General features: G+C 39.0%; 17 protein-coding genes. 4 read left to right on the top strand and 13 right to left on the bottom strand.

Annotated features, from left to right (window positions below):
- Position 1: 1 nt before the first annotated feature.
- The 6 genes from JNUCC25_RS13440 to JNUCC25_RS13465 all read right to left on the bottom strand — a co-directional run bounded on the left by JNUCC25_RS13440 (position 2) and on the right by JNUCC25_RS13465 (position 5754).
- Positions 2-1108, bottom strand: coding sequence for an ABC transporter permease (locus JNUCC25_RS13440; RefSeq protein ID WP_078081890.1), 1107 nt, complete (start codon positions 1106-1108; stop codon positions 2-4).
- Positions 1109-1127: 19 nt separating this feature from the next.
- Complete coding sequence (locus tag JNUCC25_RS13445; protein WP_013057353.1) at positions 1128-2066, bottom strand: ABC transporter ATP-binding protein; 939 nt, start codon at positions 2064-2066, stop codon at positions 1128-1130.
- A 101-nt stretch (positions 2067-2167) separates the two neighbouring features.
- Positions 2168-3286, bottom strand: coding sequence for a sensor histidine kinase (locus JNUCC25_RS13450; RefSeq protein WP_029322180.1), 1119 nt, complete (start codon positions 3284-3286; stop codon positions 2168-2170).
- 4 nt (positions 3287-3290) lie between these two features.
- The gene (locus JNUCC25_RS13455) at positions 3291-3929 is read right to left on the bottom strand and encodes a response regulator (RefSeq protein WP_013057355.1); all 639 of its coding nucleotides are present in this window, start codon (positions 3927-3929) and stop codon (positions 3291-3293) included.
- A 167-nt stretch (positions 3930-4096) separates the two neighbouring features.
- Entirely contained in the window at positions 4097-5332 is a 1236-nt protein-coding gene (locus tag JNUCC25_RS13460; RefSeq protein ID WP_013057356.1) for a Zn-dependent hydrolase, read from the bottom strand.
- 299 nt (positions 5333-5631) lie between these two features.
- A complete protein-coding gene (locus JNUCC25_RS13465; protein WP_013057357.1) occupies positions 5632-5754 on the bottom strand; it encodes a hypothetical protein in 123 nt (40 codons plus the stop codon).
- A gap of 292 nt (positions 5755-6046) precedes the next feature.
- Between JNUCC25_RS13465 and JNUCC25_RS13470 the strand changes: the two genes are divergently transcribed.
- Positions 6047-6583: an IseA DL-endopeptidase inhibitor family protein gene (locus JNUCC25_RS13470; RefSeq protein WP_013057358.1), complete on the top strand. Its 537-nt coding sequence runs from the start codon at positions 6047-6049 to the stop codon at positions 6581-6583.
- Positions 6584-6737: 154 nt separating this feature from the next.
- Positions 6738-8324, top strand: a complete 1587-nt coding sequence (locus JNUCC25_RS13475) for a glycosyltransferase family 39 protein (RefSeq protein WP_013057359.1) — start codon at positions 6738-6740, stop codon at positions 8322-8324.
- Positions 8325-8364: 40 nt separating this feature from the next.
- On the opposite strand, the gene JNUCC25_RS13480 is transcribed toward JNUCC25_RS13475, so the two are convergent.
- The gene (locus JNUCC25_RS13480; protein ID WP_013057360.1) at positions 8365-8778 is read right to left on the bottom strand and encodes a GNAT family N-acetyltransferase; all 414 of its coding nucleotides are present in this window, start codon (positions 8776-8778) and stop codon (positions 8365-8367) included.
- 131 nt (positions 8779-8909) lie between these two features.
- The gene (locus JNUCC25_RS13485) at positions 8910-9107 is read right to left on the bottom strand and encodes a hypothetical protein (RefSeq protein ID WP_013057361.1); all 198 of its coding nucleotides are present in this window, start codon (positions 9105-9107) and stop codon (positions 8910-8912) included.
- A 44-nt stretch (positions 9108-9151) separates the two neighbouring features.
- Between JNUCC25_RS13485 and JNUCC25_RS13490 the strand changes: the two genes are divergently transcribed.
- Positions 9152-10114, top strand: a complete 963-nt coding sequence (locus JNUCC25_RS13490) for an aminoglycoside phosphotransferase family protein (RefSeq protein WP_253880561.1) — start codon at positions 9152-9154, stop codon at positions 10112-10114.
- Positions 10115-10131: 17 nt separating this feature from the next.
- Here the strand turns inward: JNUCC25_RS13490 and JNUCC25_RS13495 are convergent, their stop codons facing one another.
- From JNUCC25_RS13495 to JNUCC25_RS13510, 4 genes are all read right to left on the bottom strand, one after another.
- Positions 10132-11127: an LLM class flavin-dependent oxidoreductase gene (locus JNUCC25_RS13495; protein ID WP_078081892.1), complete on the bottom strand. Its 996-nt coding sequence runs from the start codon at positions 11125-11127 to the stop codon at positions 10132-10134.
- Between the two features lie 14 nt (positions 11128-11141).
- Positions 11142-11426: a DUF3219 family protein gene (locus JNUCC25_RS13500; protein WP_013057364.1), complete on the bottom strand. Its 285-nt coding sequence runs from the start codon at positions 11424-11426 to the stop codon at positions 11142-11144.
- A 134-nt stretch (positions 11427-11560) separates the two neighbouring features.
- The gene (locus JNUCC25_RS13505) at positions 11561-12154 is read right to left on the bottom strand and encodes a DedA family protein (RefSeq protein WP_013057365.1); all 594 of its coding nucleotides are present in this window, start codon (positions 12152-12154) and stop codon (positions 11561-11563) included.
- A gap of 94 nt (positions 12155-12248) precedes the next feature.
- On the bottom strand, positions 12249-12968 hold the full coding sequence (locus tag JNUCC25_RS13510; protein ID WP_078081893.1) for an endonuclease V: 720 nt from the start codon (positions 12966-12968) through the stop codon (positions 12249-12251).
- 266 nt (positions 12969-13234) lie between these two features.
- Here JNUCC25_RS13510 and JNUCC25_RS13515 point away from each other — a divergent pair, with 266 nt between their 5' ends.
- Complete coding sequence (locus JNUCC25_RS13515; RefSeq protein WP_078081894.1) at positions 13235-14110, top strand: glycerophosphodiester phosphodiesterase; 876 nt, start codon at positions 13235-13237, stop codon at positions 14108-14110.
- A 34-nt stretch (positions 14111-14144) separates the two neighbouring features.
- Here the strand turns inward: JNUCC25_RS13515 and JNUCC25_RS13520 are convergent, their stop codons facing one another.
- On the bottom strand, positions 14145-14660 hold the full coding sequence (locus JNUCC25_RS13520; protein ID WP_140456838.1) for a hypothetical protein: 516 nt from the start codon (positions 14658-14660) through the stop codon (positions 14145-14147).
- Positions 14661-14678: the final 18 nt, after the last annotated feature.

The following is a 14678-nucleotide window of genomic DNA, read 5'->3' on the forward strand; positions in this document are numbered from 1 at the left end:
ATTATAACCCCTCTCTTTTTCTCAAAAGCATAATTGCCACGCCCAAGAATAAAATCGAGAAGCCTACATTCAACCCAATAACTGAAAGAGAAGCGCCGATATCATTTGTATAAATCAATTTAATAAGTCCATTATTCATCCAGGTTAAAGGCGATACATTGACGAAGCCCTCTCCAGATCCATTTTGAAAATAGGTTCCTCCTACAATACAAGATACTTGAATAACAACCATAATAATTGCTCTTGCCGCTGCTTCTGTCTTCGTAAGGTAGCTAACTCCTAATCCAAAGCTAATAGCAAAAAGAATTTGAGATACTAACATCAGCAGTACTAGGAGTAAATGTTCTCCCCAGTTGGCATCAAAAAAATATTTAGTCGACATAATGACGACTAACACACAAATGGCGTGAACCAAAACAGTGCCTAAAATTTTCCCGACAAAAATTTCAGCCGTTTTAATCGGCGCGGCTACTAATCGACTAGCTGTATTTCGCATACGCTCTCCTCTAATTAAATAACTCGCTGAGATAGATCCGTACAAAACAATCATAGTTGTCATTGAAATGGCGTAGTAGTCTATTGAATTTGGCTGTTTTTGAGAATGAAGAGATGTTACTTGAATATAGTCATGCTTAGAAGCACGGAGCAGATTATCCACTTGCTGAGGATTTACTTTGGCCACTTCCATAGCCACATTGTACTTATCAACAAAGGTGCTTAACATACCTTGGACCATGTTGAATTCAATGCTGTTTTCTTCATTTCCGTAGAGATGAATGCCTTGGTCTTTCACTTCTACATAAGCTGTATAGCGCTGCTCTTTTACTTCTTTTTTTCCATCTTGATCTTTTTTCAACGCTTTAAAGTGAATGCCAGATTTTTCTGCGTTTGTAGCAAACTGCTTAAAGGCAGCAGATTCTTCATTACTTGTGTCCATTTTGTAGAGAACGTAACTGTCATCTATCGTCATGTCATTATTAAAGGCTTGAGACAAAGCTGTTCCTAAAATAAGGACAAGAGCTAGCGGAAAAAGAATCATAAAGATAAATGCACGCTTATCTCGCAGATCACTTTTCATTTCTTTCAAAGCAATTGCAATAATATTCATTCATTATTCCTCCTTTCTTTTATAAATCTCTTAGACTGCGCCCTGTCAACGTGAGGAAGACCGTCTCTAAATTTGGGGCTTGTTCCTTGACTGCTTTAATTTCGATATGATGTGTCATTAAATACTGAATGACTTTGTTTAAGTTATTCACTTCGGCATTTGAATTAATTTTAATGATTCCATCTTCATACGTAACGGCTGTTACTCCCGGAATTTCTTTTAGACCGCTGCAATCTATATCATCCGCTGCTTTTACTTCAATCCAAATATCTTTTGTATCGGTGATAATCGCTTTTAGCTGCTCTTTTGTTCCTTCCGCAATGATTTTGCCGTGATCAATAATGGCAATCTTTGTACATACCTCTTCTACTTCTTCCATATAGTGACTTGTATAAATGATTGTGCTTCCCATTTCATTTAGCTTTTTTACAGATGTTAAAATATAGTTTCGCGACTGAGGATCAATACCAACCGTCGGTTCATCCATTATAATAAGCTTTGGGCGATGAGCAATTGCGCATGCGATATTTAACCTTCTTTTCATACCTCCTGAAAAGCTTTTCGGATAAGCCTTTTGTTTATCTAAAAGCCCTACAAACGCTAAAGCTTCTTCCACTCGTTCGTTAAGAAGTGATCCTCTTAATCCGTAAAGTCCGGCAAAAAACTTCACATTTTCATATGCTGTCAAATCTTCATAAATCGCTAAGTCTTGCGGAACGATCCCGATGTTCATCTTTGCGAAATTTCGATGTTTCTTTATATTTTTCCCTAGCACTTCAATATCACCGCTGTTGCTTTGAAGCAGACTAGCAACCATATGAATCGTTGTGCTTTTTCCTGCTCCGTTTGTTCCTAAAAACCCAAATATATCTCCTTCTTCTACTTGTAAAGACAAATTATCTACTGCAATAAAATCTCCAAATTTCTTTGTTAGTTTTTGAATTGATAATACGTTCATCATTTCACCTCTAGTGTGTTGGTATATCCTTATTTTATGAAAAAAAGGCAAACTTACGTCAGTGCATAAGTTCACCTTTTTCCCATGAGAAATCTCATTATTTATGTATGAAGTTTCTCACCTATCGGCAGCAGCGTTGTAACAGAAAACCCGTTTGCCCCATCAACGATCACCGTTCCGTTAATGGAAGCGGCTCGCTCTTCCATCCCTGCTATGCCAAGTCCTTTTTGAAACAAGTGAGCCCCTTTTCCATTGTCTTTGACTTCTACTTTAACCATTTTATTTAGTACATGAAGCTCAATGGCAATCATCGTTGCTTCTGCATATTTTAAGGCATTTGTAATAGCTTCCGTTATATTTTCATGGATAATTTTCCACTGAAGAGGCGTGATAAGATCTAAATTACCTTTGTATACAAGAGGCATTGCGATACTATGCTTAGCCTCAAACTCACCAATAAATAATTTAAGCCGGCTGATTCCTATTTGCTCAGCGGGAGGCTTTATACTTTTTAACGTTAACCTAATTTCTTCAATACCTTCTTTGGAAATCGTAATCGCATTTTGAAGAAGAGACAGCGCTTTTTCCTCGTCTTGCTTCATCACATGCTTTGCTGCCTCCATTTGAATAAGCGCTCCTGTCATTGAATGACCAATCTTATCATGAATTTCCTGCGATAATCGATTTCGCTCTTCTAACTTTGAAGCATATTGAGACTGCCTTACATACTCTTTATTTTCATTCACGTGTTTTTGCAGCTTTTGCATACTTACTCTCATTTCATCAATTTTTTGCTCATAATTAATCGTTCGTTTTTGATAGAGAGCTGCTGCTGTATAAATAAAGAAAGTAAACGCAGCGACTAACACATACAGCGCGCTAATGTCAGAGGGAAGAAGCAGCATTGGAAGCAAAACAAGCAGCACCATCCATTTTTTTACGACTGATTCTCCAACAAGCTCACAAAGGTTTAGCGGCAAAAGAAGAAAAAACAAAGGATGAAGTTTATACGCACAATATAGAATAAGGACAATTGAAATAACAATAAACATGCGCTTGAAGACGCTCTTTTTCACAATGGACGCTGCAATATTAACACAGCTGTAAAGAAGCAGTGCTAACACAATAGCTGAAATCGAGTGTACATAATTAAACTGAATGTACGTAATAGCCAAAAACAGTATAAGGATGAGCTTAGTCATCATTAATCCGACTTCCATAGCCCTACTTCCCTTTACCGGTTAAATAATAAATAGCAATTTGAGTGCGATGCTCAAGTCCCGTTTTACTTAAAATCGAACTAATATAGTTTGCTACGGTACCTTCTGAAATAAAAAGCGTTTTAGAAATTTCTTTATTCGAAAGCCCCTTGGCAATAAGCGTCATAATGCTCGTTTCACGCTCTGTAAACTGTGTCATATCCGCTTTTGACTCACGCTCAGTTGCAGCGTTTAAACTTGATTTAATCTTATCAAGCACAACATCTTGAAGAACCGTATGTCCGTTGAATACACTTTTGATTGCGTCTCGAATGCGCTCCGGTTCTGTATTTTTTAACAAGTAGCCTTTAGCTCCGTTTTTTACGGCATCAATAATATATTCATCATCATCAAACGTAGTTAAAATAAGCGGCTTTGCTTTCGTTAACTCTGAAATAAGCTTTGTAGCCTCTACACCGTCCATAACGGGCATTCTTACATCTAACAATGCAATATCGACGGAATGGTTTTTGCAATATTGAACGGCTTCCTGACCATCTTTTAAAGTAGCGACAACGTCGAACTCCTCGTATGTATTTAATATAATTTTCATTCCTTCTCGAATAAACGAATTATCATCTGCAATAATAATAGTAATTTTCATTTCTTTAAGTGAGAACATCTCACTTTTTTTCACATCCTTCTTTCACATCCATCCGCATGCTTCTCATTTATTGTAGCCATAATAAACCAAAAGTTCAATGCGATAGTTCGCAGTCTTTCTAAGCACTAAAAAAGAGCAAACCTCCGCAGGTTTACTCTTTTGCTCCGTTACTTCTGAGCTAACTTAATCACCGTCTCTAAAAGTACATTTACACCTTTTTCGCATTCTTCCCAAGGAGTAAATTCTTCTTCACAATGACTTTTTCCGTTTACGCTCGGAATAAAAATCATAGCCGTCGGAATATAGGTAGCTAAAAACTGTGCGTCATGTCCAGCTCCGCTTACCATTCGCTTGTAGGAATACCCAAGCGAACGAACGGATTCTTCCACTTCATCGCAAACGGTTTTATCAAACCATACGGTATCCCGTCCCCAAAGCTTGGTCACCCGCACTTCGCAGCCTTCTAACAGCTCCGCTTGATCAGGCAGTGACTGAATGATCTTTTCCACGGACGCAATGACGTCTTCATCCGTATGTCTCGCTTCAAGCGAAAAAATAACTTTATTTGGAATAACGGTATGAATATTAGGCAGTACGTTCATACGACCCATTGTATAGACTAAATTTGAATCTAATCTGCCGAGCTCATGACGAGCTTCAGCAATTAAATTATTGGTTGCAAAAAGCGCATCTTTCCGCATATCCATCGGCGTCGTCCCGGCGTGGTCTGACTCCCCGGTAACTTCAATTTCATAACATACCATGCCGAGCACGCACTCCACTACACCGATTGATTTGGCTTCTCGTTCTAAAATAGGCCCTTGCTCAATATGTAATTCTACAAATGCCGATGCTTCAGTAAGGCGGTTACTCGTATCGCCTTCATATCCGCATGATTGAAGAGCTTGCTCAAACGTCACGCCGTCAACATCCGTCTTCTTCATCATAACGTCTTTTTGAAATTTGCCCGATAAAATACCTGAAGCCATCATAGAAGGCTCAAAACGCGCTCCTTCTTCATTCGTAAAGTTAACAATGGTAATCGGCACCTTCGGCTTAATATTATGTTCAACGAGCGTTCTTACTAACTCTAATCCTGCAACTACACCGAGGATTCCATCAAACCTTCCGCCTTTTTTTACGCTGTCCATGTGTGAGCCAATCACAACAGGCGGCTTATCTTCTAGTCCTTCAAGCGTGGCGTAAATACATCCAAGATCGTCAATTTTAATATCCATTCCAAGGTCACGACAGCATGAACAAAAATAGTCTCGTGCTAAGCGGTCTTCTTCTGACAGCGCTAAGCGGGTTACACCGTTATTAGGTGTTCGTCCATAATCGGCAAATCGTTCAAGCGTATTTTTTAACCTTTCTCCATTCACTGCTACTTTTTGTCGTTGCAACTCAACCACTCTCCTCATTATTTGGTTATAAAGTGCGTCTAAGGTGCGGGGTTAATGAATATCATTCATTATGACATAAAATAGGCGATATCACTTGAAGTCTGTTAGAACCCCTTCCATTGTTTTTGTAATGAAAGTGCGCAGCTTGCCTTATGTATCTATTAGCTTCAAAACGTAAATCTCCTGCTTTTTTCTATGAATAATGCACGCGTTATTTATGCATTTTTATTATAAAAATAGAGATAGGTTTTTTTCAAAAAAAAGAGAATTAGTTACTATACTAACTCTCCTCTACATACTTACTTTTTATTTGCTTTCTTCGCAATCGCAATCATTGTAGCCAAAACACCAACTGTAATAATCACAATAGCAATTACAGCAGTGGTAATAATAATTCCTGATGTTACTTCTGAAACACCCATTAGTCTACGTTCTCCTTTTGTGCCTGACCTATTTATCTACATCAGCATAGTGGTCGGTTTATTCCTATTATATACGAACTTGTAAAGCGACGAAATATGTGACACATAATTGACATACTGTTTATATGTTTTCTTTTAATTCTACGTTTTATTTAAGAAAATACGGGAATAATTCAAACATATATAAGAAATACTCTTTATTTCTTTAAAGAAGTATTGTAATATAAATGTAACAATTGTAATATTAACAACATGAATGTTACATATATTTCAATGAATGAGTAGGAGGGAAATGGAAATGAAAAAAATTGGAATAATCTTAGCATCACTTGCTCTTTTCTTTTCACTAAGCACAGGAGTTACAGCTCAAGCAGCATCACAAAATCTATCAACGACTAATGCGGTAAAAATTGCAGCAAACGCAAGCAACCATTTCTGGAATGCACTTCATGGATCTAAAGGTAATTTATGTACTCAAAAAACATTTAATTATAAAGGCACTCAGTACTCATATCTTTGTCAAGATTTTAATACAAAAAGCAAACTAGTAAGCTACTTATCTGAAACTTTTACAAACAGTGCTATTCAAAAAGGATTAACAAATTATCGCTACATCACATATAACGGAAAGCTTGCTCGTCCTGTCGGTGACGGATTCAGCATGCTAGAGTGGAACAAAGCAAAAGTAAAACTAACTTATCAGCGTGCCGATGTTCGCTCTTATCAATTTACGGTTCCAACGGTTGACGGAGGAAGTGTAAAACGCACCGTTACATTTTATAAATCTGGTTCACAGTGGAAAGTGAATAAGTTTGATGCTGTACTATAAGCAATATAAAAAACAAGGTCTTCTAAGGCCTTGTTTTTTTATGCTCTCGCTTCCGCTCTTTATTAAAGAAGTTTCACTTTATTTTCACCAACTCCCCTTATAGTATGGAGACACACTACTACTTATTCGATACATTGTCATCGGAGGATTTTATATGAACATACTACAAAAAAGAACGGCTTTTATCGTAACGGCAGCTTTTCTTTTAGCATTTGTTTTCAGTATCGTTTCACTATCACACTACAAAGGAGAAGAACATTTATTTTCGATTCAAGAAAGTTATCAGTTAAAAAAGATTACTAATGGTATATCTGCTCCTGATAATAATTCGAGGGATCATCGTCTCCCTTCAGGAAACGGTCCCGCTTCGTCTAGCAATTCCGGAGAACACGTAACGCCTTTTCATAATCTATCTATGGATAACGGTGCCGGAAGTCAAGGAGCTAATAAGGACTATGAAACACCGCTAGCTCTTTATACGGTGGGCTTTTTTATAGCAGCAGCTTTCGTTTACGGATTATTAAAGAAAAAGAAATGGCATCATTCGATAGGGCATTCTCGCGTTATTTTATGGTCATTACTTGGCACTGGACTATTTATCCGGATTGCGCTGATTCCGTGGGTAGGCTCTCATATGGATGCGTCGCTTTTCAAAAACTGGGCATCGGTTGCGGCCAATCATTTTTCCAATTTCTACGCTAAAAGCGGGAGCGATTATCCGCCGTTTTATATTTATATCTTGTTTATCGTTGGGAAAGTTGGCAGTTTACCGGATTTTCAGCAGTATTTTTCGCTGTTGATTAAAATCCCGCCTATTTTAGCAGATGTCATCACATCTTATTTACTCTATCGTTTAGCTCGTAAATACTTAGCACCTTCTTTTGCATATCTGTTAGCAATTGGGTATTTATTTAATCCGGCCATTTTAGTTAATTCAACGTTTTGGGGACAAGTCGATTCATTTTTCACTTTGCTTATTGTCCTAGCGATTGTGATGATTACGGAAAAAAGAATTTACGCGTCAGCCGTTATTTTTACAGCAGCGGTCTTAATGAAGCCGCAGGCGATTATTATCCTGCCCATTTTGTTTTTTGAACTCATTCGCCTAAAGCAAGTAAAACATTTCTTCGGCATTGCTTTAACGGCGGCTTTCACTGCTGCAGCGATTTTATTGCCTTTTTCAATTGGAAAAAGTCCAACGTGGATTATTGATTTATTCTCATCAACCATTGGAGAATACCCGTATGCCTCTGTTAACGCCTATAACTTCTTTAGTTTAATAGGCGCAAACTATAAAGACAGCTCTGCAACGCTGCTGTTTTTCAGCTATCATACGTGGGGACTTATTTTTATCGTCGCGACAACTGTTTTTTCATGGCTTATTTATATAAAAGGGCGCAGCTTTAAATACGCCGCTCTTGCAGCGCTTATTCAAATTTCAGGGGTATTTACGTTTGCTTCAAGCATGCATGAACGCTACTTATTTCCAGCAGCAGCGCTTGCTTTGCTCGCTTATATTTATTTAAAAGACAAAAACTTGCTTTACTTATCCCTTGGATTTAGCATCAGTATTTTCATGAACACTTTTTTTGTTTTATACGGTGACAGCAATATGCAAAACAGCACGTCCTATCCATTTTCTATGTTTGCTACGTCTATGCTGAACGTTTTGCTTGTTGTTTATTTAGTAAAAGTTGCTTGGAATTTAGTCCAAAAAAGTACGGTTTTAAAAACGGCATAATACAAAAAGCTCAGTGAGTATGATTGATCACTGAGCTTTTTTACATAACAAGCGACATACCTGGCGCGTCTTCTTCTCTTTCTTGAAACCCTAATTTTTTATAAAAATGATGCTTTCCTTTTGCTGCAAACAGCTGAATCGATTCAATTCCGCTTTCTTGGCACTTCGTCAACAGCTCTTGAATAATTTGCTTTCCAAGTCCTTTGTTCTGGTATGAGGGATCTACCATCACGTCGCAAATAAGCGCTTGATAAATTCCGTCTGAAATCATACGTCCGAATGCAATTAATTGTTCATTGTCATAAATACCGACTCTAAACCAGCTGTTGGCTGCAGCCTCAAACAGCTGTTCTTTTGTATAATTGCCTTTTTTACTTTTATGTAATCCGCTCGCTTCATGCAAAGCAGCAAACTGCTCAAATGACGGAACCTCTTTTTTTATTACGTAAGACACGTTCATTCTCCTCTCAATACCGTTGTTTTCTATATTATATTTATACATCAAACAGAATAATAATTCAACATTTTTATCTAGTTATCTTGTTACCCTTTCTTCAAATAAAAAAACTGCCGTTTGGCAGTTTTTTAGGCTTGTACTGATTTTTTTCGTTTTTTAAGATCAATTCCTGCAATGATAAGCAAAATGACTCCAAGAGCAATCATGATTTTACTCACTGTCTCTAACCACTCCGGTGCGCCTCCAGCAAGTAAAAGTGAAAATCCAATGATATAAATCGGAAACCCCGCGAGAGCCCAAGGAGATTTCACCTTCTTTTTCTTCATGTGTACGATCTCCTCTTTCTTTACAGATTCTATGTAGGCTGTATATGATGAGTTTATCAGAAAAAATTGGAAACGACAAAGGAGATAAACGCATGTATACGCTGCCTCAAACATTTTGTGACACCGTTACTCACCTTCACTCTCATAAAGGTCAAAAGTGGTTAGCTGACTTTCCTCAGCTTATTCACTACTGTGAAGAGCGCTGGCGTATCAATATTCACATTCACTTCCCTCTTTCTTACCACTTTGTTGCTCCTGCGCGTAAAGCAGATGGAAGCGAACTAGTTGTCAAATTTTTTGTAGAGCCTTCAGAGTTGCTTTATGAGCAAGAAGCACTGATAGCACTAGCTGGTGAGAACACGGTAAAAATAGTGGACAGCGATGCTGAAAAAGGCATTTCACTGCTCGAAAAGCTGTCTCCCGGATGCCCGCTTTCCTCTTTCTCAACTAAAGACGAAGCTGCGTTAATCGCTGCTGGGCTCATGAAATCTCTATGGCGCATGCCGCACTCAGACTCCACTATCGACACAGCGGTTAAAAGAGAGAAACAGCTTCGAACGTGTGTAAAAACATATCCCAACGGTATTGGTCTTCTTTCTGCAGAAACACTTCAACACGCACTAGCCGTTTTCTCTGAATTAAACCGCACTTCTCAGCAGCTTTTTCTGCTTCACGGCGACTTGCATCATGATAACATCTTACAGTCTGGTGAAGCGTGGAAAATAATTGACCCAAAAGGGTTAATTGGAGAAAAAGAGTACGAAATCGTCCCTTTTCTTTTAAATCATCTGCCTAAGACAAACGTGGCAGAGACAATTGACCATCGAATCAATATATTTGTCAAAGAACTGAACGTAAGTAAAAAACGAATCTTACTGTGGGGATACGCTCATTCTGTACTAGCCACGTGCTGGTTAATAGAAGACCGCCAAGACGCCGCTTCTTTTTTACATGCCATAGAAGCATTTCAACACTTATACGAACGCTATTACGGGCATAAAAAATAAGAGCCGACATTCGGCTCTTATTTTTTGCATTTCTCTGCTATAAGCTCATATGATTTTAATCGGTCAGCCGGATCGTGCGTAATGGTGACAAGCATGAGTTCATCCGCTCCGTAGCGTGCTTGAACTTCTTGAAGACGCTCATGTACTTCTTCTGGATTTCCGATAATCATGGCTTCTTTCATTTTCTTGATTTTTTTCTCTTCTTCTTCTGTAAGCGGATAGCTGGCCGCTTCTTCAATAGAAGGCACGCCTTTTGCTTCCATTTTATCCTGCTGAATTTTCCATACGAGTGAGCTCGTTGCGATGAGATGCGCTTGCTCGGTTGTTTCAGCGCAAATGACCGATACAGTGACAATCGCATAGGGCTGATCTCCGCCCTGTCTTGGCTGAAATGCCTGTTTGTACTGATCAATAATAGCTGAACCGTCTTGTTCACTCATAAACTGTCCAAACGTATAGGCCATTCCGTTTCTAGCGGCGAGCTCAGCACTTTTTTTACTTGTGCCAAGAAGCAAAGGTTCGGGAGAGACCGGCGGCAGCGGCGAAGCTGAAAGCTTTGCGTATTCATGTTCAGCCGGAAATTTATCGTCTAAAAACTGAAGAAGCTCTTCAACAAGTTCAGGCATTTTAAATACTTGCTGCAAGAAATTATCCGACAGCGCATTTGTTGCTTCAGCCGATCCACCCGGCGCGCGCCCAATTCCTAAATCAATGCGCCCTGGAAACAGCGTTGCCAGCATGTTATACGTTTCCGCTACTTTATACGGCTTGTAGTGAGGCAGCAGCACCGCTCCCGATCCAATTCGAATCGTATTAGTCTGTGCGCCGATATAGCCAAGCATCACTTCAGGAGCCGAACAGGCAAGTCCAGACAAATCATGATGCTCTGCAATCCAGTAGCGTTCATAGCCAAGCTTGTCACCAGCCTTGGCCAGCTGCATTGATGCTTTTAACGCTTCAGCTGGGGTCTGATGGGATGAAACGGGCGATTGGTCGAGTATACTTACTTTCATCACGCATCTGCTCCTTATTCGTTCACTTCAATTAAACTTAATGAAAAATCCCCTACCTGTCCTTTTTCATATAAATTTGTAAAAGATGTGGAGTACTGATGAATCGTTCCTTGAAAATCCAGATCTTCTTCCGGGACATTTACATGAAAGGTGCCTTTATATAACAGTGTAGTAATATCATGATATTCCTCACTTGTTACTTTAAAATCAACTGAAATTTTCGTTTTGCCTTTTACAATCTCTTGTTCATAGCTGTAAACTTGAATAGGCGTATCATTTAATACAATTTCTTGTACCACGTTAAATCGTCTCCTTTTTTAGTGCGTATGAAAAATAATAGCACTTGAAGAAGTCATGAGCAAATAAAAGAGCTTCTGGTTGCGCATGCAAAAAAAGCATGGCTTTTTGCCATGCTTTCAGTCAAAAAACGATCTTATACGCGCTTTGTACGCGTGCGTTTGAATACGAAATAAAGAACAATAATAACAAATGCCGCAACTACAAACGGAAGCGTATATTTGCTTGCTACGTCTTCAATGTTCGCCCAGTTCTCGCCTAGCTTTCCCCCTAAGTAAATAAATAAAATCGACCAAGGAATCATCGCTAACACGGTTAAAGACGTAAATTTCCAAAACGGCATTTTAGCAATACCTGCAGGAATCGAAATTGCATGTCGAACAACCGGGACAAAACGAGCAGAGAAAACAACGCCCGCGCCGTATTTATTAAACCAGTTTTCCGCAAGATCAATATGCTTATCATGAATAAATAAGTACTTGCCGTATTTTTGAAGAAACGGACGTCCTCCGTAGGCTCCAATCCAATATAAAAACCACTGTGCAATCGTTCCGCCAATAATTCCGGCAATGACTGCTCCAGGAAAACTAATCATACCTTGAGAAATCATATACCCTCCGTAAGCTAGTACAATTTCACTTGGAATGATTTCAATCATTAAACCGAGCGCAATACCTAGATAGCCAAGGCTCGTTAGAAAATCTAAAATACTCGCAACAAATGAACTCACCTTTAATCACCTTACTCATTCTTTAATAATTTTACACTACTACTATATTCCAACCATCAGTATAAAAGGAAACTATGAACTCATTATGAACAGCTTACTTCCCTGTTGACTGCCGATACCTTTTCCGCAGCTCATGCGTATGCAGATCTGCTAGGCGCACCGGAATCGGAAGCTTACTTTCTTTGGAAATAAAATGCATCATGAGCTGATACGACATGTCCAAATCAATATAGTTTCCGCACGACAGAAAAATAGGCTTTACTCCTTTTGCTGTCCTTACTACTCTACCATAAACTTCGCCATCAATCACAATATCTTCATAAGCGCCTGCTGCATCTTCAGGCATAACGTAGTCATATCCCTTGATCTTTAAATAGCTTTTCCCAATTCCAACGATGGGTTTATTGAGAAAAAACGAAGCATGTGTGGCTACTCCCATATGCTCATAGTGCAAATATCCGTTGCCATCAAATAAAAACACATCGGGCTCTACTTGAAGTTTTTTAGCCGCTTCAAGTATTAAAGGAAGCTCTCGAAAAGCTAGAAACCCAGGAAGATAAGGAACCGTTACTTCTCCTACACTGTGCACTTTTTCCACAACGTTTTTCGTCTGATAATCAACCACTACAATGCTGCACGCTCCGTAGAATACGCCGTTTTCTTCCCAATACGCAACATCAACACCAGCACAGTTATGTATATGCGCCATTTTGACGCGTGATGTTAAATCAATTTGTGCTTTTAGCTTTTGCTGAAGCGTCCGGCACTCCTCTTTTGTTTGCATCGTAAACGTATGTATGTACTGAATATCCATGTTCCATTCCTTTCATTGACTGACTCACCTATTATACAACTATTTTCTAAGAAATTCCTATTCTTTTTTACACCTTTTATTATAGCGCTGTTTCCTTAATATTTAATTAAAATCACTATTCTTTTACGCATTTTTTGTAAACATCACCAGGAAAAAGTCCCTATTTTTCTTTACGAAATGTCAACGCTTTCTACATACTTTCGCTATATCAGCATCACATTTTTTCGTTACGCTATTTCTATATCAACGCATAGGAGAGAAACGTGATGAAAAAATATTTAGCTGGTCTAAGCGCCGTCGCCTTGTTATGCTGTTCGATTGCCTCTTCTGCTTTTGCACGCACGGAAGAAAAACTCACAAATATCGCGCACCGAGGAGCCTCCGCTTACGCACCTGAAAATACAATGGCTGCTTTTCACCAAGCGCTAGAAATGAATGCGGATTACATTGAACTTGACGTGCAGCAAAGCAAAGACGGTGTACTCGTTATTATGCATGACCGTACCGTAGACCGAACGACAAACGGAAGCGGGCACGTTCGAGAATTAACGTACGCTGAGCTTCAGCGCTTGGACGCAGGAAGCTGGAAAGACAATTCTTTTACGAATGAAAAAATTCCAACTCTTTCACAAGTGTTAGATGAATTTCAAGGAAAAATCGGTATATTGATAGAGTTAAAAGCTCCGGAACTTTATCCTGGAATTGAAAGAAAAGTAGCTTTTGAAATCAACAAGCGACAGCTCGATCACATTATCATTCAGTCTTTTAACGTTTCATCCATGAAAAAGATGCATGAGCTTCTCCCAAATGTTCCTATAGGCATACTAACTTCTTCAGAACGAGATGCAAACCCAAACTCAATTCAGCAATTAGCCGCTTTTGCCACTTACTTTAACCCGTCCTATGACATCCTAACGCCTACTCTCATCCACCAAGTCCATTCTGCCGGAATGAAAATATCACCGTGGTCTGGAAGCAAGCGGCTTCCGGCTTCATTTTTGTGGAAAACAAAAAGTGACGGAGTGATTACGAATTATCCGGATGAAGTGAATTGGGTGCAAACATCAAGTGCTATCGGACAACAGCTCGAAAAAGGCAGCGCCCGCCGAGTAATTACACTTGCCGTCAAACTGTGGCCATAGTCCCTGTAGTCTTTTACTAGCAACCTCGTCTTCCTTACTGCCTTTTTAACGCTTCAATACGTTTAATTTCACTGAAATACTGAAAGTTCCCTTTAAAACATCTCTCCATCGTTTTAAAAAACTGCTCCGCTCCTCCTAACACCATCATAAAAAAGTCTTGTTTTGGAAGCACTGCTTTTACGGGAGGAGATGTATGCAAGGTATACAGTACAAACTGTTCAGAAGCCGATTTTAAGGTTAATACTAACGCTTGATTTGGAAAATTCATCTCTCCATACCCGGTCTCTTTTAAATTCTCCATTGCATCCAACAAATAAAGCCACATCCCATCTATAACATCCCATGCAGATACATCAAGAAGCGACTCACCGTAGCATTCAAGCTTAATAGCTCCTTCAAGACAGGTAAAATCAAACTGATTACCGTAACGAATGAGTTCTGCTTCATTTGATATCTCGATAAAATAGGTAGATTCCTTTTCATATAGAGATGATAAATCGGTAATCAAAATACCTGGACGCTTAATGAATGTTTGAACACGAAACAACATTATCCCTCCATGCCCTGT

This window comes from Priestia sp. JNUCC 25 (assembly GCF_053667915.1).